General features: G+C 56.9%; 25 protein-coding genes and 1 pseudogene. 16 read left to right on the top strand and 10 right to left on the bottom strand.

The features are described from left to right. Nucleotides 1–64: 64 nt before the first annotated feature. From mobI to J0M27_RS00650, 4 genes are all read left to right on the top strand, one after another. Nucleotides 65–523 carry a conjugative transfer protein MobI(A/C) gene (gene mobI / locus J0M27_RS00665; protein ID WP_294986451.1) on the top strand — a complete coding sequence of 153 codons (459 nt, stop codon included), beginning with the start codon at nt 65–67 and terminating at the stop codon, nt 521–523. A gap of 188 nt (nt 524–711) precedes the next feature. Continuing rightward, entirely contained in the window at nt 712–1,188 is a 477-nt protein-coding gene (locus J0M27_RS00660; protein WP_294986450.1) for a hypothetical protein, read from the top strand. After that, nucleotides 1,185–4,148 (top strand): N-6 DNA methylase, encoded by a 2,964-nt coding sequence (locus J0M27_RS00655; RefSeq protein WP_294986448.1) that lies wholly within the window; start codon nt 1,185–1,187, stop codon nt 4,146–4,148. The genes J0M27_RS00660 and J0M27_RS00655 overlap by 4 nt, the downstream gene beginning before the upstream one ends. Beyond that, nucleotides 4,145–4,822, top strand: coding sequence for a hypothetical protein (locus tag J0M27_RS00650; protein ID WP_294986447.1), 678 nt, complete (start codon nt 4,145–4,147; stop codon nt 4,820–4,822). The genes J0M27_RS00655 and J0M27_RS00650 overlap by 4 nt, the downstream gene beginning before the upstream one ends. Before the next feature lie 61 nt (nt 4,823–4,883). Here J0M27_RS00650 and J0M27_RS00645 read toward each other — a convergent pair whose 3' ends face one another. The 7 genes from J0M27_RS00645 to J0M27_RS00615 form a co-directional block, all read right to left on the bottom strand. Continuing rightward, nucleotides 4,884–6,215 (bottom strand): type II toxin-antitoxin system HipA family toxin, encoded by a 1,332-nt coding sequence (locus J0M27_RS00645; protein ID WP_294986445.1) that lies wholly within the window; start codon nt 6,213–6,215, stop codon nt 4,884–4,886. Continuing rightward, nucleotides 6,215–6,496, bottom strand: a complete 282-nt coding sequence (locus tag J0M27_RS00640; RefSeq protein WP_294986443.1) for a helix-turn-helix transcriptional regulator — start codon at nt 6,494–6,496, stop codon at nt 6,215–6,217. The genes J0M27_RS00645 and J0M27_RS00640 overlap by 1 nt, the downstream gene beginning before the upstream one ends. A 234-nt stretch (nt 6,497–6,730) precedes the next feature. Further along, complete coding sequence (locus tag J0M27_RS00635) at nt 6,731–7,720, bottom strand: UPF0149 family protein (RefSeq protein ID WP_294986441.1); 990 nt, start codon at nt 7,718–7,720, stop codon at nt 6,731–6,733. A 102-nt stretch (nt 7,721–7,822) separates the two neighbouring features. Next, entirely contained in the window at nt 7,823–8,338 is a 516-nt protein-coding gene (locus tag J0M27_RS00630) for a chlororespiratory reduction 6 domain-containing protein (RefSeq protein WP_294986439.1), read from the bottom strand. Then, nucleotides 8,335–8,838 carry a nucleoside 2-deoxyribosyltransferase gene (locus J0M27_RS00625; RefSeq protein WP_294986437.1) on the bottom strand — a complete coding sequence of 168 codons (504 nt, stop codon included), beginning with the start codon at nt 8,836–8,838 and terminating at the stop codon, nt 8,335–8,337. Before J0M27_RS00625 ends, J0M27_RS00630 begins: the two co-directional genes overlap by 4 nt. After that, the gene (locus tag J0M27_RS00620; RefSeq protein WP_294986435.1) at nt 8,835–9,425 is read right to left on the bottom strand and encodes a hypothetical protein; all 591 of its coding nucleotides are present in this window, start codon (nt 9,423–9,425) and stop codon (nt 8,835–8,837) included. Before J0M27_RS00620 ends, J0M27_RS00625 begins: the two co-directional genes overlap by 4 nt. Continuing rightward, nucleotides 9,422–10,243 carry a nucleotidyl transferase AbiEii/AbiGii toxin family protein gene (locus J0M27_RS00615; RefSeq protein ID WP_294986433.1) on the bottom strand — a complete coding sequence of 274 codons (822 nt, stop codon included), beginning with the start codon at nt 10,241–10,243 and terminating at the stop codon, nt 9,422–9,424. The genes J0M27_RS00620 and J0M27_RS00615 overlap by 4 nt, the downstream gene beginning before the upstream one ends. A 210-nt stretch (nt 10,244–10,453) precedes the next feature. Between J0M27_RS00615 and J0M27_RS00610 the strand changes: the two genes are divergently transcribed. Genes J0M27_RS00610 through J0M27_RS00595 form a run of 4 tightly spaced genes read left to right on the top strand, consistent with a single transcriptional unit; the run spans nt 10,454 to nt 11,698 of the window. Beyond that, on the top strand, nt 10,454–10,726 hold the full coding sequence (locus tag J0M27_RS00610; RefSeq protein WP_294986431.1) for a hypothetical protein: 273 nt from the start codon (nt 10,454–10,456) through the stop codon (nt 10,724–10,726). Nucleotides 10,727–10,728: 2 nt separating this feature from the next. Further along, nucleotides 10,729–10,977, top strand: a complete 249-nt coding sequence (locus tag J0M27_RS00605) for an AbrB/MazE/SpoVT family DNA-binding domain-containing protein (RefSeq protein WP_294986429.1) — start codon at nt 10,729–10,731, stop codon at nt 10,975–10,977. After that, the gene (locus J0M27_RS00600; RefSeq protein WP_294986428.1) at nt 10,977–11,402 is read left to right on the top strand and encodes a type II toxin-antitoxin system VapC family toxin; all 426 of its coding nucleotides are present in this window, start codon (nt 10,977–10,979) and stop codon (nt 11,400–11,402) included. The genes J0M27_RS00605 and J0M27_RS00600 overlap by 1 nt, the downstream gene beginning before the upstream one ends. Before the next feature lie 14 nt (nt 11,403–11,416). After that, the gene (locus J0M27_RS00595) at nt 11,417–11,698 is read left to right on the top strand and encodes an integration host factor subunit beta (RefSeq protein ID WP_294986426.1); all 282 of its coding nucleotides are present in this window, start codon (nt 11,417–11,419) and stop codon (nt 11,696–11,698) included. Nucleotides 11,699–11,797: 99 nt separating this feature from the next. Here the strand turns inward: J0M27_RS00595 and J0M27_RS00590 are convergent, their stop codons facing one another. The 3 genes from J0M27_RS00590 to J0M27_RS00580 form a co-directional block, all read right to left on the bottom strand. Beyond that, nucleotides 11,798–12,634: a hypothetical protein gene (locus J0M27_RS00590; protein ID WP_294986425.1), complete on the bottom strand. Its 837-nt coding sequence runs from the start codon at nt 12,632–12,634 to the stop codon at nt 11,798–11,800. Nucleotides 12,635–12,723: 89 nt separating this feature from the next. Further along, nucleotides 12,724–13,593, bottom strand: coding sequence for an ImmA/IrrE family metallo-endopeptidase (locus J0M27_RS00585; RefSeq protein WP_294986423.1), 870 nt, complete (start codon nt 13,591–13,593; stop codon nt 12,724–12,726). Continuing rightward, nucleotides 13,593–13,916, bottom strand: a complete 324-nt coding sequence (locus J0M27_RS00580) for a helix-turn-helix transcriptional regulator (RefSeq protein WP_294986421.1) — start codon at nt 13,914–13,916, stop codon at nt 13,593–13,595. The genes J0M27_RS00585 and J0M27_RS00580 overlap by 1 nt, the downstream gene beginning before the upstream one ends. 194 nt (nt 13,917–14,110) lie before the next feature. Between J0M27_RS00580 and J0M27_RS00575 the strand changes: the two genes are divergently transcribed. The 8 genes and pseudogenes from J0M27_RS00575 to J0M27_RS00545 form a co-directional block, all read left to right on the top strand. Beyond that, on the top strand, nt 14,111–15,076 hold the full coding sequence (locus J0M27_RS00575; RefSeq protein ID WP_294986420.1) for a CBASS oligonucleotide cyclase: 966 nt from the start codon (nt 14,111–14,113) through the stop codon (nt 15,074–15,076). Nucleotides 15,077–15,081: 5 nt separating this feature from the next. Continuing rightward, the gene (locus tag J0M27_RS00570; protein WP_294986418.1) at nt 15,082–15,600 is read left to right on the top strand and encodes a hypothetical protein; all 519 of its coding nucleotides are present in this window, start codon (nt 15,082–15,084) and stop codon (nt 15,598–15,600) included. Next, nucleotides 15,597–16,529, top strand: coding sequence for an AAA family ATPase (locus J0M27_RS00565; RefSeq protein ID WP_294986416.1), 933 nt, complete (start codon nt 15,597–15,599; stop codon nt 16,527–16,529). The genes J0M27_RS00570 and J0M27_RS00565 overlap by 4 nt, the downstream gene beginning before the upstream one ends. Before the next feature lie 51 nt (nt 16,530–16,580). Next, complete coding sequence (locus J0M27_RS00560; RefSeq protein ID WP_294986414.1) at nt 16,581–18,095, top strand: SAVED domain-containing protein; 1,515 nt, start codon at nt 16,581–16,583, stop codon at nt 18,093–18,095. A 119-nt stretch (nt 18,096–18,214) separates the two neighbouring features. Continuing rightward, entirely contained in the window at nt 18,215–18,436 is a 222-nt protein-coding gene (locus J0M27_RS21320) for a retropepsin-like aspartic protease (RefSeq protein ID WP_365961907.1), read from the top strand. A 46-nt stretch (nt 18,437–18,482) separates the two neighbouring features. Then, a complete protein-coding gene (locus tag J0M27_RS00555) occupies nt 18,483–18,854 on the top strand; it encodes a transposase (RefSeq protein WP_294986412.1) in 372 nt (123 codons plus the stop codon). Then, nucleotides 18,851–19,189, top strand: coding sequence for an IS66 family insertion sequence element accessory protein TnpB (gene tnpB, locus J0M27_RS00550; RefSeq protein WP_294986410.1), 339 nt, complete (start codon nt 18,851–18,853; stop codon nt 19,187–19,189). Before J0M27_RS00555 ends, tnpB begins: the two co-directional genes overlap by 4 nt. A gap of 233 nt (nt 19,190–19,422) precedes the next feature. Continuing rightward, nucleotides 19,423–20,673, top strand: a pseudogene (locus J0M27_RS00545) (IS66 family transposase); the annotation flags it as partial. Between the last annotated feature and the right edge of the window lie 89 nt (nt 20,674–20,762).

Raw genomic sequence — 20,762 nt, 5'->3', positions numbered from 1 at the left:
ATGGACTGCTTTGGAGGAGCGGAATGACATCAGATTGCACCACAGTAAAAGGAGCGTTACAGCCATGACTGAAGTACCTCTTGAACCAAGCTGCCATGATGAGGCGATTGCCGTACTGGAACGTCGCATTGATGCTCTGCATGCGAGCGCGCACAGCATCGTTGATAGGCACTGGACCTTCGTCTACAGCATGGAGCAAAAGCTCACTGGTTGGGAACACAAGAGCACCCTTCAAGTCCGGTGTATGCAGGAGGGAAACTCAATCAGGCTGGATTGGTGCGGAATCAAGTGGTATGGATCCAAAGCCAATGGCGACCGGAAATCCATAAGGACACATGTCACCAGGCCTAAAGGAGCCTACGGATACACATTGTCAAAGCTGAAAGCCTTGGCTCAGGATTGGGAGGCGGACATGGTTGAGGAAACCGAGTCCCAGCTGACGAAAATCAGGCGCGAAGCAAGCCACCTGGTAAAAGCGATCATCTGCATCAGGCATGCTCGGAGTGCGGCGGACCGGGATTGAGTAACTGCCGATCAGCCTGCTTTGGCGATGGCCAAGTCAGCGATTCGTGTGGTGCAATTGGGAGACTTGTTGTTGGTGTGCATTCTCCGGCGCTGCACGGCGCCTTCGCTGCACAGCGACGCTCCATGTTGCAGGCACCTATTACAATGTGCATAATAATGCCATATTTCTCGTTGTCGACAACAAGAATGTCTGAAGCCACCGCCATCCAATTCACGCAAGACCAAACACGAACGCTTACAGGCGTGTCGGTTGAAACTGTGCGCCACTGGCGAAAAGCAATTCCGTATCTGTCCTCCAAAACAGGCAAGGCCGCGCGGTTCTCCTATGCCGATCTGGTGGGGTTAGCTGTCACAAACGAACTGGTCAGTTCGTTTGGTGTTCATATTGCGACCCTGAGCGCAGGCGTTGATGCGCTCTTCCGATTGCTGGCCACCAGTGGCGCGGTTTCGCTGGATGGAGCCACTGTGTTTGTCACGGCCACCGAAGCGACCTTGTCCGATGTGGGTGCCGAGGGCATCGGTCAAGTGCCGGCCAAACCCGCGTTGATGATTCCGTTGGCACCGTTGGTTGCCAAAATCCAACGGCACATGCTTCCCGCCATGCCTGTCTCAAGCCAAACGGTGTTGCCGTTTCCCCCAGAAGCCATTCGGAGCAGGGCGTGAGCGCTGCAACGCTTCAGCAGGTGCTGGCGGCCACGGGCTATTTCCCGGATGGACAGCCTGCGGCAGGTTTGCATCTGGGCCCGGACGCACGGAGCTTGCGCCGTTGTCGAGACTTTTCCCCGGACGCACTCTGGCGCAGTCCGTCGTCACTTACCGTCTATTTCAAGTTCGAGCAGACCACTCCGGCTGATGATCTGGTCAGCCAATGGCGCAGGGAAGTCTGGAACGAAGGCTTTGCGCCGCTGCTGTGGGTGATCTCACCCGAACGCATCGATCTTTATAACGGCTTCGGCGCCCCGTTCAAGGAAGGGGATGCTCAGAAAAATTTGATCCGCTCCTTCCAGAACATCGAGACTTCCCTTGACGAGTTAGACGCACTGGCGGGGCGCCTGTCGATTGAGACCGGACAATTTTGGGCACAGGCAACTGCGGTTGATCGCAAGACCAGCGTCGACCAACGACTGCTGTCGGACTTGGCTTTCTTGGAGTGTGATCTCGTCGCAGCCAATCTTGTGCGCAATGCTGCGCAGGCCCTGATTGGGCGAGTGATCTTCACCCAGTACCTGATTGATCGTGAGATCGTCAGCGCCACTCGGCTGAAGAAACTGTGCGGCCACACGACGCTGCCACCGATTCTGCGCGATCGCACGGCGACCGGGCAGCTCTTTAGTTGGCTCAGCCAGACCTTCAACGGCGATATGTTCCCCCCGTCGTCTGTCAAGAATACGCCGGCCACCAGCCACCTTGCGCGCGTTGCCGACTTCTTGGATGCGGTTGATCCCGAGAGCGGGCAGCGGAGCTTTTTCCCTTATCAGTTCGATGTGATTCCGGTCGAGCTCATCAGCTCGATCTATGAACAATTCGCTCATGCCGAGCCGCGAGTTGATGCGCGGCGTTCGATCGAGGCCGTCAGAAACGGTGTGCACTACACGCGCCTGTCCGTGGTGTCACTAGTGCTTGATGAAGTGATGGATGGGTTAACAGGCAAGGAGTCGGTGCTGGATTTGACCTGCGGCTCTGGTGTGTTCCTGGTCGAAGCGCTGCGGCGCTTGGTGCATTTGCGCGCGGGTGGCCAGCCGTTGACTCGGGATCTGATTCGTTCGACCTTGTATGAGCAGGTCTACGGTGTTGACATAAGCGAGGCTGCCGTCCGCGTGGCCGCATTCAGCCTCTACCTGGCTGCGCTCGAACTCGATCCCGATCCACACCCACCACACTCACTGAAATTCCGACCACTCATCGGCAAGACGCTGCTGATCGGGGACGCCCGCACCGTTGAACACAGCGACGATGGTAAAGCGGTGTTGACGACGCAGACTGGCCTGAAGCAATTCGATCTCATCGTTGGCAACCCGCCATGGAGTTACAAGGGCCGGATCGGAACCGACGCACGCCGCAAGACACGCGTCGCTGGCGTTCCCGCGCAACCGCGTGGTGAAGGTCTTGACTTTGTATTGCGCGCGGCCGAGTTCTCCCACGAAAAGACTCGCTTCGGGGTGATTCTCAGCGCTATGCCGTTCTTCAGCCGAAGCGGCACGGGCATGGCGGCCGCGCAGCATGTCATGCGGCTTCTTGCTCCGATTACGTTGGTTAACCTATCCAATCTATGCAGTTGGCTATTCGCCACGGCCACGATGCCGGCTGTCGTGCTGTTTGCACGGCATCGGCCACAGCCTTCAGACCAAGTGACGGTTGTGCAAATTCCGTGGACTGCCAGTGGCGCAAGAACCCACTCGTTTGAAGTGTCCCCCTGCGACATCATCAAACTTTCGATGCGCGATATCGAAGCGCGACCAATGAAGTTGAAGGCAGCCGCGATAGGACGCAGGCGCGATGTTGCTCTGCTCGATTCGCTGACGTCGTCTCATCTCACCTTGGGTGCTCAGTTCGCGACGCTGGATACCGAATTGAACGTCGGTTTGATTCGCGGCTTGCCCGCCAATCAAACTCGTGATGCACATGAGCTCAAGGGCTTGGAGTTGCTGCAAGCGGATGACATCGAACCATTCCGGATACCGAACGAGCTGTCCCCATTCAAATTATCCAAGGCACAGTGGCCGAGGTCGAGAGACATCTACCGGGCACCTATCCTCATAGTCAAGGAAACGCTGAGTGCCGGGCCTCGCGCCATTGCCGCGGTGGCGGATCGTGATTTGGTCTTCACGAACGCGTACTTCGGCGCTTCGATGCCAGTTGCTCATCGCGAGTCTGCGCATCTTCTTGCTGCGATTCTGAGTTCATCGCTTGCATCTTGGTTCTTTCTAATGGCCGCCTCAGAGTTCGGTATCTGGAAGCGACGACTGCTCCGGCACGATGTTGCGCTGCTCCCGATTCCAGACCTGAAGCCGGCCGTCAAGTCGGAGGCTGGCAAGCGACTGTTGCAGATCGAGAAGAGGCTCCAGCAGCAGGCTGCCACGGAAGAGGACTGGCGCACTCTGGATGAGGCGGTATTCGATTTGTACGACCTCGATGAAGCTGATCGCGTGGCCATCCGTGATGGCCTATTTCGCGGTAGTTGGCAATGGCAAGCTGGCAGAGAAAATTCGGTAGCCAGCGCCAACACTTACACGGACGTTGCCCGATACGCAGAAGTCTTCTTGAGTGTGATTGGTGGCTGGCTTTCTGCCCGCAACACGCGGCATATGCGCGCCGAAATTTTCGATCTACCCATGGGCGCTGCGCTCAGGGTCGTGCGTTTTGTTCTTGAAGACGGTCCTGGTAAAGCGAGCGTGGAAGTGGTGAGGCCGGAGGGCGAGCTGAATGACATTCTTGCTCGCATCGGCAAGCGTCTGAAGGTCAAGCTCGCTACTGCACTAAGTGGCGAGCGCGAACTGCGCATCCACGGACGCAATGAGGTGGTGATCATCAAGCCGGCGGCGCAGCGCTACTGGATGGGCATTGCCGCGCTGGAGGATGCCGATGCCGTGGTAGCGGAAAGCTTCACAGGGGGCAACGCTTGAGGATCGACTATGAAGCCCCTGCGCCGTTGGGAAGAGAATTCATCGAACTGGCACCGGAGGTCGCCGCCGCGATCCTGCTCACCCTGCTTGCTGGATGGCGGCATGCCTGTGGCTTCAACGATGTCAACGTGCAGGCAGGTGAGATTCTGATGACAGAGCGCTTGCGCGACGGTATGCGCAGCGAGTTGAAGTCGAAAGGACATCCGTGGGGGAAGATGCTAGTAGTGTTGCCTGGGACCGAGTCAAGATCCGGCAGCGCTGTTGTGATACCTGATGGTCGAACCGATATTCCACTGATGCTGATCGAAGTGTTCTTGAGAACACAAGAGCACGATCCTCATGCGATCATCGAATGCAAGCGCATCGCCGGCTCGGACACGCATTTGTGCCGCGAGTACGTAGTGGAAGGTGTTGACAGGTTTTGCACAGGAAAATACGGGCAAAACCACGCGTTGGGTTTCATGGTGAGCTATGTGCTCTCTGGCACAACCTTGGAAGCAGCGGATGGCGTTAACGCATACCTGACACGCGTTTCTCGTAAAGCAGAGCGTCTCGAACCTGCTGAAATCTGTGAAGAGATGCTGAGTTGGGCAAGTCAGCATGCACGGGAACCGCCGTCAACTCCAGTCCGCTTGCATCACGCTTTTCTCGAACTTGGCAATGCCGTTGCTTGACACAGGATATTGTCAAATGAAACCTTTATGGGGAAACAAAAAATTTACTCGTATCGGTTGTTTACGCAGCCATCGCGGCAAGTCGCGCGGCCTGCGCCTGAATGCCCTCAAGGATCGGCACACTTACCTTTGCCGTAAAGCCTGGCGGCAACTCTGCCGCAACTTTCTCGAGCACGGCAGGCACCGCCGCCAGTACGCTCTCAATGCTCGTCTCGAAATTTGAGCCCATGGCATTGCGTTTAGCCGTGTCGTTCCAGTGCCGTCGCTGGATACCGTCAACGAGGTCGTGCTTGTTCTTGCCCCACACGCCCATGGCAAGCTTGAGCTTCTTGCGGTTGAAAAGATTCGGCCCGGAGCCGGTCACCGGCCAGGCTGACATCACGTCATAGAGCGGTGTCAGTCGGAAGCGTCCCTCGGGTTCGAGGAAGACGCTGAAGTTCTTGGCGTGCCCGTCCGGCGCCCCCAGCAGCCAGAAGATGAGCTGGGTCATGAGAAAGCGCTGCCGGTCAGCTTCAGCATCCTGACTGCCGCGCAACTTGTCGAGGATGGCATCGATACCGGGCCCGCCATGGCTCTCGTACTTGTGCTGGGGCGGAATCCCCAGCACCTGGCAGAAATCCTCCTGGGGAAGCCTCGCCCACCAGTCGGGAAACCGATGCCGGTCGAAGCGCTCGACGACCAGCACCTTGTGCGGCCCGAAAGACTCCATCCAGCAGTTTGCGACCGGCAAGCCGAAGGCATGGAGTACGCGGCTGCAGAGCCACTCGTTCTCGACTGAGGTGGAGAAGTCGGCCTGTACTGCGCCGACCCGGCCAAGAGGCAGCTTGAGGATGTGGGTCGTCGGTGTGGCGCCCAGGGGGAGCTGCCACTGGTTGTCCTGCAGGAGCAGTGCAGTCTTCTCCTGGGCGCCGGCGAGCGAGATGCGCAGCTCGTCCTGTTCGCCCAGGGGTAGGGGCGCAGCACTCAGCGTCTGCTCCAGCAGAGCCACGATTCCGGCCCCGGTGAGGGGCCGGGCCTCGATGCACCGTACCTCCGGCGTCGGGCTGCCGGACGGAAGAAGCTGTACGGCGCCAACGCAGTCCCGGCCGATGGCCTCAAGCAGTTGAAAAGCCTGAGTGGGGCTCACCCCATAACGCCGCGCGATCCGAGTCCGGATGTCATGGCTGTCCGGCAGCAGGTTGTCGAACCAGGCCTCGACCAGCTCGCCGCGGAATGGATCTGTTTCGCGGGTGAGGGGCAGGGATAGTGAGATCGGGCGTCGGCGGGGATTGGCGAGCCACTCTTGCGCGTAGCCAAACGCATGACCGTCGCGCGGCGACACCGACCAGGTTCCGACCCGCTCACCGTTCATCCAGACGTCGAGTGCGTGGGACTTCGACGGGCGGCCAGCCATTACCATTCCTCCCCGGACAGTTTGCCGCTGGCTGTGCTCGTGACCGTAGGCTTTCCGGACGAAGTATGTCGTGGGACTACCTGAAGCTCGGCGTCGAGCGCCATCAGCACCGTCAGGAGCTGGTCAAGGGTAACCTTTTCCGGGAACCGCTCAATTCGAGATATTCGCTCCTGCGACAGCCCGAGCTTTTGACCCAGTCCAGCCTGCGACAAGCCCTGATTCTTGCGTAAGCGCTGCAGGAGTGGCGCCAGTTGTCCAGTGGTAGTGATGGGTGTGCCCATGGAAGCACCTTCAGTTCTGATAAGAAATATTTGTATATTATTCTCTATAAGGCATACTGTCAATATATTCTTTATGCGGCATATCTGGATGATATTAGTTACGGTGTGAATGGTTGCGAGGAAAGTATTCGCGGAAAATTGCTAGGCCTCTCACCATGGCAGCTTGTTCTTCAAAGTGTCGAGCGCAGCTTCGATCCGTTCGTCATGTATCCTGGCGCATGCTGATTTCCTGCTTCAATGTAACGATGGAGGAGCGCCATCCGCGCCGCAGCACTTCTTGAATTTCTTGCCACTGCCGCAGGGACAGGGATCGTTGCGGCCGATCTTCGGGCCACCACGAACGATCGGTGCAATTTCCTTCTGACCACGATGATGATAAAAATCGTTGTTGAATATTCCTGCCGGCTGGCTGCCGCGCTTCTCTTTCCAGTAGGCATGGATTCTCACGAGCACCGGTTCAATCCCGTTCATCCAGGTCTCGGCATCCCCCGCGCTCTTTGTAATGTCGATACCCTCGTCGGTACCGAGGCGCAGAAATGGCGTGAACCATGTCGGTTGTCCCATGGATAGCAGACTCCACGCATCTTCGTTGAACATGAAGCCGGTAATGAAGCCCTCGCTCCACTCGGCAGCACCCCATTGAATACCCCGCCAGAAGATTGGCTCGAATGAGGCCGGATCGGTGTTGAAGGCATGAACCACGTTGTTGTAGTGCCGCAGGATGAGCGACATGATCCGGCTGGCCTGCGCCTCGCTTGCAAAGTCGGCCTCGACTTCTCCACCCTCCATGTCCCACACCCAGGGCAGCCAGTCCGAGGGCGGCACCATGCGGGGGCCGATGGCGATGGCGGTCAGGAAGCCTTCCAGCGTGGAGACATCCATCGACGTATCCTCGTTGGCCTCGTTGGCAAGGAAGTCGTCAAGTTCGCCAAATTCTGTTTCCGAGAGAGGTTGATTCAGCCCCATCATCTGCTGCCCATCAGGCGGTGAACCAATCAGCGAATCTATTCCATCTTCATTGATAGTCTTCAATACCTCGTCGAGCGCTTCCTGGTCGGTCACAAACGAGGTGTCCCATACGGTGGAGTTGCCGTAATCATCGACCACCTCCAGGAGCCAGCCGCCTTCGCCGTCGTCGTATATCTCGACTTGAACAGTCTTGCCATCTCGTGTCACTGATTGACAGAGCGGTGAGTGGCGTGGGTATTGGTCGAGTTCAGTCATTTCTTGTTTCGCATAATGTTGTGATGGAAATGCTGCGGTGCCTATTGCACACCTTGAGAACAGCATCGGGATCGGCTATGAACATCGCCCAGAGGAAAACTTCTACTGGTAATCATCCCCTTCGATGCGTTCGACCGCAGCGTTGTCGATCAGGCTGATGATCCCCTCGGATATTTCCTGGATCTTGCTCTCCGGCAGCCTGAGTGACTCGCAGTAGTTGTTCATCGCCGAGAAGTGTCGACTCAGGCAATTCTGGAGTTGCCCGGAATCGATCGATGTCACGCCAGGTACCACCTCGATGCTGTCGCACAGGCAGCTTTCGATGACCTTGATCGAGTCGTCGGCTTGCGACAGGAAGAAGAACCAGTACGGCCACATCGCGTCCAGTTCCTTGATGAATCGCCGGACTTCAGGAATCTCGAAGAGCTCGCGCGGATCCTTGTTGTAGCCATCGATGACGAGACTGATTCGACCGCAGGCAGCTACCGCCTTTTCAGGATTGCCCTGCAATTGGCGCAAGACTCTCAGTGGCCCGGAAATGTCGCATTCATTGATCTGCTCTCGCGAAATCACAAGGTAGATCGGTTCACTGACGGCCGGGAGAAAGCGCGGGTTCATGTCGGAGCAGGGGGCCGCGCCCGAATCGACTGGAGGCAGGCTTCCAGACCGCCTTCCACGATGTGGGCGGGTATGGCGAGCATCAAATTACAGGGGAGGCCAAAGTTCTCGATCAGCATGCCCTGCAGGTCAAAGATCTTGTCGCCGTAGGGAGGAGGGGGATCGCACTGCTTCTCGGCCAATTCGACGCGCTTCGCGAGCGTATCGAGTCGTGTCACATAGCCGCAGATCTTCTTGCCCAATGCCAGGGCATATCCAAGTTCAAAGGCGGCGCCTGAATCCGGTTCGGGGCCGCGAAATGGATCCAGGTTGGCTACGACGATCTGCGCCTTTCGGATCAGGGCAATGTTTGCCTGAAAAATCTTCTCCGGTGCGGTTTCACAGTGATCAACGGGGAGGAGGGGCTCAAAGCCATATCGCAGGCACAATTCGCGGACTGATTCTGCCCAGTCAGCAACATCCGGTCTGAAAACGTCGGGGCCAGCGAGATAAATCTTCATGCGGCAACAATGAGGTCGGGAGAGTCTTTGCGGGAGGAATCGACAGGCGATGTCGTGCGCTCTTCCAAGGGGGCTTCCCGCGGAGCGTAAGTCGGGAACAGCTTCATCTTCCGGTGTCCGCGTTCGATAGTCTCGACGGCCCGGATTTTGCCATCCCTGAGCAGACTGGCTGCGTGATCGTGGGCTCTGCGATATTGAAGCCCAAGGGATTTGGCGACCTCGTAGATACTCATTCCGGGAGCGCACGCCACCTGGGTGAGAAAATCTCGACGCCTTTCCGGCATGGAGAAAAAATCCTCCGTCGGTCGAAGATTCCAACTTCCGCCGACGGCCTGGCTCCACGCGAGGTCGAAAATCGCAGCGTATCTGACGGTTTCTTTCGGGAGCTTCGCCCGCAGGGCCGGCCAGTCGCGCTTGAATTTCGAGATGCCATAAAACCGGACGAACTCGGCCGGAGTCATGGTCGAGACGGCATCAGGAAGATAGGAGCGGTGTCCGACGGAAATCCTTTCCCGCCAACGTTCCAGAGGAACGTCCCGATCCCAATAGACCTTCTTGCTGAGCGTTTCCCAGCTATCGACGCTCATGGCTTGAGCCCTCTTGGCTTAAGCTGCTTCTTTCCGGGTCGGGATTTCTTCGGCGTTGCGCTCGGTGCGGGTCTGGATTCTTCTGCCCACTCATCCTCGACGAGAACGGCTCCTATTTGCTCATAGAGAGCGCTCTGCAGGAATGCGACATCCCTGGCGCGCGCCCATTCATCAGCGCAAATGATCTCCCCAAGTTCGTCTGCAAGATCGTACCAGGGCATGCTGGCAAGCCCGTTGCTGAAGGCCGCCGAGGGAAAGGCATACGGCAGTGACTCGATGAACTCCACCAGAGGCTTGAAGGCCTGGGAGAGGACGTAGAGGTCAAAGACATCGCGAGCCGTCTGCCGACCGCCTTCAAACGAATCACCTTCCGAACCATGTCCGGCGACCGTCCTGAGTTTCCTGTGATACAGACCGGGGATCTCTTCCGTTTGAACCACCCCACCCCCGAAAGACTTCTCGACAGCAGGGAACAGCGTGAAATAGGCATCTTCCACAAACGACACTTTGAGAAGCCTTCCCTCGTGTGAAATGTAGCCGTGGAGCTGGTTCGCCTTTTTCAGGTCGTCCACGATGTCTTTCGTTCGAAAGTCGATGTCTGCCTTTTTCATGGCAACGGCCAGTTCCCCTGCCTTGAAACCCTCCGGCAGGAAGAAGTCGAGGTCGAATGAAACCCGATGGCTGAGCCAGCAACGGGAAAGGGCAGTCCCTCCGCATAGTTTGGCCACGGACAACTGCGGGTCGTTCATGGACTGCAATCTGACGAGCACCGCTTCCTGGAGCGGGTAGATGTCTTCTGTTCGCATTTCTTCGGACAATCCGGCTACTTCTTTTGACGTGTTGACATATATGTCATTGTCGGCCAGATAACAAAAAAGTCAAGCGCTATTCATCCATGACACGCTCTTGCGGTAGCAGCCGGTCCTTAAGAAATGTCGAGTGAACCCAGCGGATGTTGCAGCCCCTGCCCGGGGTCTGCCGTCCCCGCTTTTCTTTTTGGAGTGATCGATATGGAAAGCGGATGTTCCATGGTGAGTCTGGCGCTGGAACTCGAGCGCCAACTCGCGACGAAGCGGGATCTGATCGTGCCCTCGTCGCTCCTGCAATGCCATACCGACGAGGGCGGCGAATTGAAGATGATTGTCGATACCAAGCGCGGTGACGGTGGCGAGTACGGGGTATTCGAATATTCCTGTATCGATGCATATCACTGCCCAGATGTCGGTAAAAATGGTAACGCTACTTGGTCAATGGCAGTCATTGTGCTACGATGTATCTACACGTATCAACAAGCGAGGTAGTTATGAGACTGCAACTGGCGAAATGGGGCAACAGTCTGGCAGTTCGCCTGCCGGTGGAGTGCACGCGCGCTGCCGGGCTGCGCGAGGGCGATACCGTCGAGGCGGAAGTGACGCCAGTCGGCGAGATCAAGCTGACGCCGGCGCAACCGTTCGACAAGGCGGCATTCATCAAGCGTCTGCGCAAGCTGCGGGCGACCATGCCGATGACGACGACGACCGTTCAGATGATGCGCCAGGAGGATCGTTATTAATGATCTATCTGGACACCAGCGCGGCGGTTCCGATGTTTGTTCCGGAGCCGGCGAGCCCTGCAATAGAAGCCTGGTTTGAGTCCTGCACGGAGCCCTTGGTATCGTCTGACTGGATAGTGACGGAGTTTTCGAGCGCTTTGTCCATCAAGGTTCGGAAAGACGAGATCAGTGCCAGGCAGGCGCAGGCGGCCTGGAAGGACTTCGACGCTTTCTGCAAGTCTGGCTTGCGTTTGTTGCCGGTGAGTCGGAAGGCGTTTGCGGAGGCCGCCGGGATGGCGCGGCATGCGGCAAGCGGCTTGCGCTCCGGCGATGCCTTGCATCTGGCGATGGCGTTGGAAGCAGGCGCCAGCGGGATGGCAACGGCAGACGAGACGCTGGCGAAGAACGCGAAAGCGAGCGGCTTGGCGGTAAGCAAGATCATCTGACTGTTTCTCAACTCATGACCCGATCCGAACTGGTTGACCGGCTGCATTCCCGCGTTCCAACGCTTACTCACGACGACGCCAAGTCCGTGGTCGACGTGATTCTTGAGGCCATTACACGCAGTGTGGTTGCCGACAGCCGCGTTGAGATCCGCGGTTTCGGCAGCTTCAGCCTGAGCTACCGGCAACCACGGGTGGGGCGCAATCCGAAGTCGGGTGAAGCGGTTCAGGTTCCGGGAAAGCACGTTCCTTATTTCAAGGCTGGAAAAGAGATGCGGGAGGGCGTGGACGTCCGATGATGCGGTCATGGTGCGCGACGAGGGCCCTGTCTTGATCGTTTTGCGTGCTTTACGGGGAGCGCGACTGAATGCTTGCTCTCAAGACTTCGCCATCTGTTCTTATTGCTCCAGCCTTTTAAGACGGCAATACGTTTCGCGTATTTCATCCGAGTCTGAGCCGCTCAGGGCATTCGCCTTGTTCAGGGAATGGCGTGCCTTGATCAGCAGATCTGTTCTATTGGCCGGCTGCAACTGCGCCAAATCCATCAGTGTGGCCGCCCGAATCGTACAAAGCACCGACATGCTCGATTTTCCGCCTGCAGCGTTGATATTTTGAGGACTGTCAACAACCGAGATCACTTGCAAGGCTTTGTCTAGTTGGCCTGTGTGCCGATACAAGACCGCAAGGAGCACGCGGCGATAAAAGCCAAAGCGGCCTCCATTGTCCTTTTCCGAATGATCAATCCATTTTGCGACATATTTGGCTCCGCATCTCATCACGGACGTGGAACCATTCGTTAGGATGTCGTGAATCCTGCTCCATTGCGCATCATTGGGAGGAATGCCCTGTTCTTCGAAGTTTCTGATCGTGTCGGATATAAAGATTGCGACGGTATCCCCGCCGAGTTCTGAGACAGAAAAACCATGAATGTTAAGATATTCGTTGGCGTCTGCGATCCGCTTTTCAATTGCGGACATTGAACCTTTGATGAGTTCGGCGATTGGTGTCCCGAGTTCGTCGCTCAGAAAGAATGTTCCTGAGTAAAAGAAACTATAGGGGCGCAGCACCGGTTGAGATTGGCCGTCCTTGGCGATCGAAAGACCGGTCTGGCCAGCACTGCGAACGACGAAGATATCGTCGGCATCGGAGTATTCAGCATTCTCAAGCAGCGCCAAATCCTCTTTAGACGCCTTTGGGGCCCAGTGTGCAACATCGTTACCGTCGAGTTGAAGCACTGATCTCTCCTCGTTCCTTGTAAGGGCGTTGCCAAGCCGGCCCAGGTTGATCGTGATACTCTCTGTTTATGGGCACGGTCAGGGAGCCATTATTCAAGCTCATCTTCTTGCCACCGAGGCCATACAGTTGCGGACGGTGGTAAGCAAAGCAAACTCAACACTGCATCGTACTGTTGAGCGTGAATTTTCATTTCACGCACCGGTGTGATCGGGTCGGCATGCGGGAACCAGATCGCCGCCGGAATTGTGGTTCCAAGACGGTCATGCTCGATCGCGGGATTCAGCGCCAACGATCCTTTTGGAACAGGGATCACATCTTTACGTGTCCGGAAAAAGGCGCCTGACTTAGCCGCCGGTTCGCTCGACCATGCCCAGTTCATGAAGCCATCGATCGACATCACTAACACTGCTTTTTCGTCGGTGTATTGAAGCCATTTCAAGATGGCGGCAGTCAAAGAAACGCCGTAGCGATCCGCACAGTGTCCCAACAGTTCCAAATTGACGGTTGAGGTTACCTGCCTGCGATAGTCGTCAAGCGGCATCAGCAAATATGATGCGAACAGGTCAGCCTGTGCCTCGATGTCGCGCTCGTCCTTTGACCAGTTGAGCATGTCGTCATCACTGCACTGAAATAATTCCTTTAGCTGGCGATGCAGGATGTAGTGGCCCAGCTCATGCGCCTGCGTGAATCGCACCCGACCTGCGGAAGATACCGCTTTGTTGTAAAGGAGCAGCCAGTCCTTCTTTCCTTCGCCCGGGAGCAGGGCGCCATCGAAGCTCTTGATGTCCGCCGCGTGCACTTGGGTAATCGGATCGGACCAACCAAAAATATGCGCAGCCTCCAGGGCGAGTGGTTTTACCTCAACTGGAAAACGGTCAATACCGTGCGCGATACTAAACATCTCGACCACTTTCACTAGCCGATTTGCGGCTCGCTGGGGTGTCCAGGTCTCGCTCATTACGAGAGCTTCTTGAAGGTACTTAGTATCTTTCGAAGTTGCTCTTTCGCCTCAGGATCAAGTTTCTGATAGCCGCGGAAAAAGGCTTCATCAATATGGCGCTCTTCCGGAGCACGTACATCTTCTTCGATAAAGTAGGCGGCGGCTACACCTAGCACATCGGCAAGAGCAGTAAGCTTCTCTGCTGATGGCCGCTGAGATTCACGATTTTCTAATTCCCATAGATAGCTCTTACTTAGACCAGCAAGGTCAGCTAACTTTTCGAGCGTTAACAGCCTCTCCTTGCGTAGTTCCCTTAGCTTTTCGCCGAGACGGGTCGCCATCGTCGCCTCCCTTCAGTTAATTCATTCGGACCAGAATACCACGATACCGAACTATTTAATTGACAAAAGGCGTACTCGGTGTAAGATGCTCAAAAGTTCGCTATTCCGAACTTTTAGTCAGGGCTTGTTGATACGACCTCTTTTCCGTCTGGATCTGTCAGCCCGCGAGTGCAACTGCATTTAAAGGAGACAAGATGTCCAGACTACACATCGACCACAGAGACATTGTCCGTTTTGCCGCGGATAAGGTTAACCTTCCAAAGGACACGGCGGACGAGTATCGGGCCCAAGCGCGACGCTTGCGCGAGAAACTGGAAAGTTACTTAGCCGAGCATCCGGATTTTTCGCTCAAGCGGATGCAGCTATCAGGCAGCCTCGCTAAGGGTACGGCGTTGCGATCAATAAACGACATCGACGTGGCCATCTACATCAGTGGCTCCGAGGCGCCGCACGATATTCGTGCGCTTCTGGACTACCTTGCTGAACGACTTCGAAAGGCATTTCCAAACTTCACAGCCGACCAGGTGAAGCCGCAGACCTATTCAGTCACCGTGTCGTTTCGAGGATCGGGCCTGGATGTGGACGTTGTACCAGTGTTGTATAGCGGCCTGCCTGATTGGCGCGGTAACCTGATCAGCCAGGACGATGGATCATTTCTAGAAACCAGCATTCCACTTCACCTGGAATTCTCGCGAAAGCGCAAACAGGTTCAGCAGACACACTTTGCTCAAGTCGTGAGATTAGTGAAGTTTTGGGCCCGTAGAATGAAGCAAGAGCGGGACGGATTTCGATTCAAGTCCTTCATGATCGAAATGATCCTCGCCAAGCTCTGCGACCAAGGTGTAGATTTTTCGGATTATCCGGAAGCGTTGCAGGCGTTCTTCACCTATGTGGCACGAAGCGCTCTTCGCGAACGGATTGTGTTCGAAGATCACTATAAAGCTTCCGACGTAGGAAAGCTAAATGACCATATCCAAATCATCGACCCAATCAATTCCACGAACAACGTGGCGCGCCTTTACACGGCAACCAATGCAGATGCCATAGTTGATGCAGCGCTTGATGCAGGCGACGCTATCGACGCGGCACTTGCTGCGCCAAATAAGGAGCTGACCCTGCGCTACTGGCAGAAGGTCTTTGGCCCTGCCTTCCAAGGATGATCGCCATGAGCTACAGCATTACCGCTACCGAAACCAGAACCTTCACTTTGACCCATGCCCGCCACCTGGCGGCGAAAGTCGCCACCGACCTGAAACGGTTGCAGCGACTGTATGGCGAATTGTCGGATGCGCGAATCGAACAGTTCGAGGGCGAGGCGACCGAACTATTGCGACAGGGGTATCTTCAAAGTGTGACCTATGGGTTTCAGCGCAATGGGAACTGGATCGAGCCGACGTTGCGCTATACCGCTAGAGAGCTAGCCGACGGTGGCATTGATGATGATCCAGGGCGTGTCCGCCCTGGGGCGAATGTTGAAAGTGCGTCGTTCTATAGCTATTTGATCTACACGCCAGCTTGGCACGAACTTCCGGCGTATCAGCGCGAAGCGATCAAACAACAGCTGCCTGTTCAGCGCACGGGCGCGGACGAGCCTCAAGTCGAAGGAGGATATTTCGCAGAAGACAGAACCTATTCATCCGGTGGTCGCGCACTCGGCCGCGCTAGCGTCAGGAGCTTTTCATGACTGCTCAACAAAATATGCATGGACTTTTCGACCGTACGCTGACGTTACCTGACACTGACGCGCGCGAACGTCTTGGTCGACTGGTTGGAATGGACGACAAGATCAAGCGCTTGTCCAATGTGCTGAGTGTGTTGATCAACCCTGCTGGCCTGAAAAGTTGGTTGGGAAAGCACCACGCTGATGGTGCCCATTTATTGGACGCAGTACTGCGGCGTCCGCCACTGGTGGTGCTGTGCGGCGATGTGGGATCAGGCAAAACCGAGCTTGCAGAGACAATTGGCGACCAAGTGGCGCGCCAAGAGAAGATCGACATTACGCTACTGCCGCTAAGCCTGTCGTCACGTGGCCAGGGACGGGTAGGTGAGATGACGCAACTCATCACCCAGGCGTTCGAAATTGCGTTTGCCGAAGCCACCAAATGCAAGCCTAACAAGGGCATAGCGCGCGGTGGTGTAATCCTGCTAGTCGACGAAGCTGACGCACTGGCGCAGTCGCGTGAATCGGATCAGATGCATCATGAAGATCGAGCGGGCGTGAATGCATTTATTCGAGGCATTGATCGGCTGGCCAGCGCAAATCTTCCCGTCGCGGTGGTGATGTGCACCAATCGTCTGGGAGCCCTAGATCCAGCCGTGCGTCGTCGTGCTGCTGATATTCTCGTCTTCAACCGACCCGACGACGCCCAGCGAGAGCAAGTATTGGTCCAACGGCTTGGGCCGATTGGTTTTGGGCGCACCGACATTAGGGCATTGGTAGCTGCGACGGGCGTACGGAGCAATCGTGATTATGGCTATACCTATTCTGATCTCACACAAAGGCTTCTTCCGACCATTGTTCTTGACGCCTACCCCACAGGCCCGATCAAACCGGCGCGAGCCGTTGAACTTGCTAACTCGATCGAGCCAACACCGCCGTTTAAAGATGCTTAGGCCGATCGAGTCAAGTGAGTCTAAGCCGCTGCATTCTGAGGTGAGCCAGTCATGACAAAGGCGATAGCGGTAAGAAGGGAAGGCGATGCATTCCAATCCAGAATATTCTGGAGGAAGGCCGCGTGTTTGCTCGATCCAGCTAGCCCTATCATCCGGGTCGGATTCGAGTCTGGGCCGAAGGGTTTCGATGATGTGTGGGTCGAGTACATTGCAGGTCGTGGCCCCAATGATCAGGAGGGGCAGCCAATCTTGCGCGAGCATATTCAATGCAAGTGGCACGTCTCGATCAATGACTACGGATACGTTGACTTGGTCAATCCGGACTGGATCAACGCGACATCGCATTCTCTTCTTCAGCGTGCGCGCAATGCCCAGCTCACTCACGCAAAATACGGTGTAGGCACACGATTCAAGCTACTCACCAATTGGAGAATTGCACAAGACGATCCACTTAGAGTGTTGATCTATCAGCGATCGAAGACGTTGCGGTTAGATGACCTATTTGCTACCAAGACCGACGCGAGTGCTGCAGGACGGATCAGGAAGCTTTGGCGTGACCATCTGGGTATTGATGATAGTGAGCTGCGCTGTTTGGCACGGACTCTTGCCTTGGATACTGACTCCACCTCACTCGACGATCACCGCGACAACCTTGATGTCCTTTTCGAGAACCGAGGGCTGCGTCGAATTCCGGTTAGCGAGAGTAGCTTCATCTATGATGATTTGACTTTTCAGTGGTTGGGACAGGGGCGTCTGGAATTTGATCGTCAGTCATTTCGAGAGGCGTGTTTGCGAGAGGGATTGTTATCCAAGGAAGGCAAGAGCTCGCAAGTCTTTGGAGTGAAGTCCTTTGAGCATGCGTTCGATCGCCTGGAAGACCGCTGCACCGTCGTCTTAGATTTGATTCCTCATTTCGACGCACGTGCCATTCGGGTGCAATCAGAGTGGGAAACGATCCTTTATCCACAACTCAAGAGCTTTTTGCTGGGTGCCGCACGTGACAACCAGTTCCTGCGCTTAATCCTTGATACCCACATTACCTTAGCCTTTGCCGCAGGGTCGGTGCTGAATATCAAATCTGGTAGAAACGTCGAGTTGGAACAACGGACACTTCATCGGCAAATTTGGCATTCGAACGATACTGAGCGCGACCCCAACTGGCCAACATGGACTTTTGACGTCGAAACCTTACCCGGACAGGGTGGCGATATGGCTGTGGCCGTGTCGCTTACACATGATGTGGCTCCAGCCGTCAGAACCTATATTGCAAATTCGGCACCCCGGATCGGCAAGCTGCTGGTCGCACGCCCAACCTGCGGGCCTGGAGCTCGCTCCGTAGCGAGTGGGCAACACGCCTTTGACCTCGCCGAAGCACTGGCATTGCAGATGAATGCGATACGCGGGGAAGGCAAAACACCATTGCACCTATTCATCTCGGCCCCAAATGCTTTCACCTTTTTCGTAGGACAACGGCAACCCAGCCTTGGCCTGGTTACAATATATGAGTATGATTTTGAAAGGCAGAGTGGATCGACTTATACGGCATCTCTATCGCTGCCAATATAGGCGCCCGACAGCAGTACTGCCACTCTTGAAAGCGGACACTCTGCAGCTTTCGAATAGGCCAATTTCGTCAGAATGGAACTGGCTGGTTGGCCGATCGACCGACGGTTGCCCAATGAACCATCAGCGGCTTCGCCCCGAGGGCCCAATTACCATCGAGCCAGCCGACCACCACAAATACCGCAAACGGCGTAACGAATACCTGTCTGGCTAAATTGCCTGAACTGTCTTTTGGCAACTTCCGGATGACGAACGTAGACGTCATTATTCTTCCAAGAGTAGCAGGGGGAGAAGCGTTACTGAACATGAACGTGCTGCGTATGCGTCCGGCCGCGCCACCTTGAGAGGCTGGGGATAGACGGATAGTGTCCGCGTATTTTTGGCGGACACATGGACACTATGGTGGTGAAAGCGGCGCCGAGGAGAACGAGGCGGCGGCACGATCCCGAATTCAAGGAGCAGGTGATTGCTGCCTGCCTGCATCCGGGCGTATCGGTGGCGGCCATCGCGCTGGCCAACGGGCTGAACACGAACATGCTGCGCAAATGGGTCAGGGACCATCGGGCGGAATCCGGGCCGGATCAGGCGAAGGCTGAATTGGCGGCTGCACCGTCGGCGATGGTGCAGTTGACCGTGGCGCCGAGTGTGCCGCCGGCAGAAATCCGTCTGGACGTGCGCCGTGGTGGTACGACGGTCCAGATGGCGTGGCCGGTGGACGCGGTGGCCAGCCTGGGGCATTGCCTGCGCGAGCTGCTCGGATGATTCGGCCCAACGAGATCTGGGTGATGGTCGAACCGGTGGACATGCGCGGCGGCATCGATGGCCTGTCGCTGCGGGTGCAGAACCTGCTGGGACGCACCCCGTGTGACGGTGCCGCCTACGCCTTTCGCAATCGGCGGGGAACGCGCCTGAAGCTCTTGATCTGGGATGGTACCGGCGTGTGGCTGTGTCACCGGCGACTGCATCGCGGCCACTTCATCTGGCCGACGGCGGACACGAGTAGCGTGACGCTCTCGGCGCGGCAATGGAGCTGGCTCGTCACCGGCGTCGACTGGCAGCGGCTCGACGCACCGGCACCGGTCCATTGGCGCGTGTGATGACGCGGCGCCGTCATGCAAAAGCCGTACGCAAAATCAGTGGATGAACGACAGAACAATCATCGCCGGAACGACCTGTTCATCGGGCCTGGCGGGCGGTTGGCCGATACAATCGCGGCATGGATTTACACGCTGAACTTGAACGCGTCATGGCCGATTCCGCGGTAGCGGACACGGCGGCGCAGACGATTCGCAAACTGATCGACGACGCGCAGAAGAGCGCGGCCGAGCAAATCGCCCGCCGCGATACCGAACTCTTCGCTGCCCAGACCAAGATCCAAGCCCTGACGCTGGAACTGGCGCATCTGCGGCGGATGCGCTTTGGCGTCAAGAGCGAAGCCCTGGATGCCGAAACGCGGGATTTGTTTCAGGAGACCCTGGCCAGCGACGTCGCGGCGGCCGAGGCGGAACTCGCCAGGCGCCAGGCGGAAGCCGAAGAGACGCCGGCCATCCCGCGGCCAAAGCGTGATCGGGCCGGCCGCCAACCCCTGCCTGAGCATCTGACGCGGATTGAACACCGCCATGAGCCGGAATCTTGCACCTGCGGCCTATGTGGCAAGGATCTGGTGCTGATCGGCGAAGACGTCAGCGAGCAACTCGACGTCGAACCGGCAAAGTTCTTCGTCCATCGTCACATCCGCCCGCAGTACGCCTGCCGTGCCTGCGAGACGGTCACGGCGGCGCCGATTCCACCGGCGGTGATCGACGGCGGCATGGCCGCCACGGGCCTCTTGGCCTGGGTGATCATTGGCAAATACCTGGATCACCTTCCCTTGTACCGCCTGGAGCGCGTGGCCGCCAGGGACGGTGTGACGCTGGCCCGTTCGACCCTGGCCGAATGGGTGGGGCGTATCGGCGTGGCCCTGCAGCCGCTGGCGGATCGCTTGACGGCACGCCTGCTGGAACGACCGGTCCTGCATGCGGATGAAACCCCGGTGCAGCAGTTGGATCCGGGCACCGGCAAGACCAAACGCGCCTATCTGTGGGCCTACATGAGTAATGTGCTGGAAACCGGACCGCCGATCGTGGTGTTCGATTACCAGACCAGTCGATCGGGGGCACATGCGCGAAACTTCCTGGGGGAGTGGGAAGGTGCGTTGATGGTCGATGACTTCGGCGGCTACAAGGCGCTCTTTGGTCAGGTGGTGACCGAGTTGGGTTGCTTTGCCCATGCGCGGCGGAAGTATTTCGAACTGAACGAGGCACAGGCCAATCCGATCGCCCAGGAGGCGCTGCTCAGGATTGCGGCGCTGTATGCGATCGAGGCGCGGGGACGGGACATGTCGATTGCGCAGCGTGCCGAGTTGCGGCAACGGGAAGCACAGCCATTGCTGGCGGCGATGCACGACTGGCTGAAGGCGATGCGCATGACGGTGGCCAACGGTGGCGGCACCGCGAAGGCAATCGACTACAGCCTGAAGCGCTGGCCGGCGCTCTCCCGCTACGCGATGAGTGGCGATCTGCCGATCGACAACAACCCGGTTCATGCCGTTATCGGCATGAACCGGGTAATGCCGACTCCTGGATTATGCCGATTCACGGGTTGAAGACCCTGATGGCGACTAGCGTTAGA

Origin of the sequence: Sulfuritalea sp. (assembly GCF_017302275.1) — a bacterium.
Classification (GTDB): Bacteria; Pseudomonadota; Gammaproteobacteria; order Burkholderiales; family Rhodocyclaceae; genus Sulfuritalea.
The sequence above is the reverse complement of the archived record's forward strand: the minus strand, read 5'-3'. Positions and strand labels throughout refer to the sequence as shown.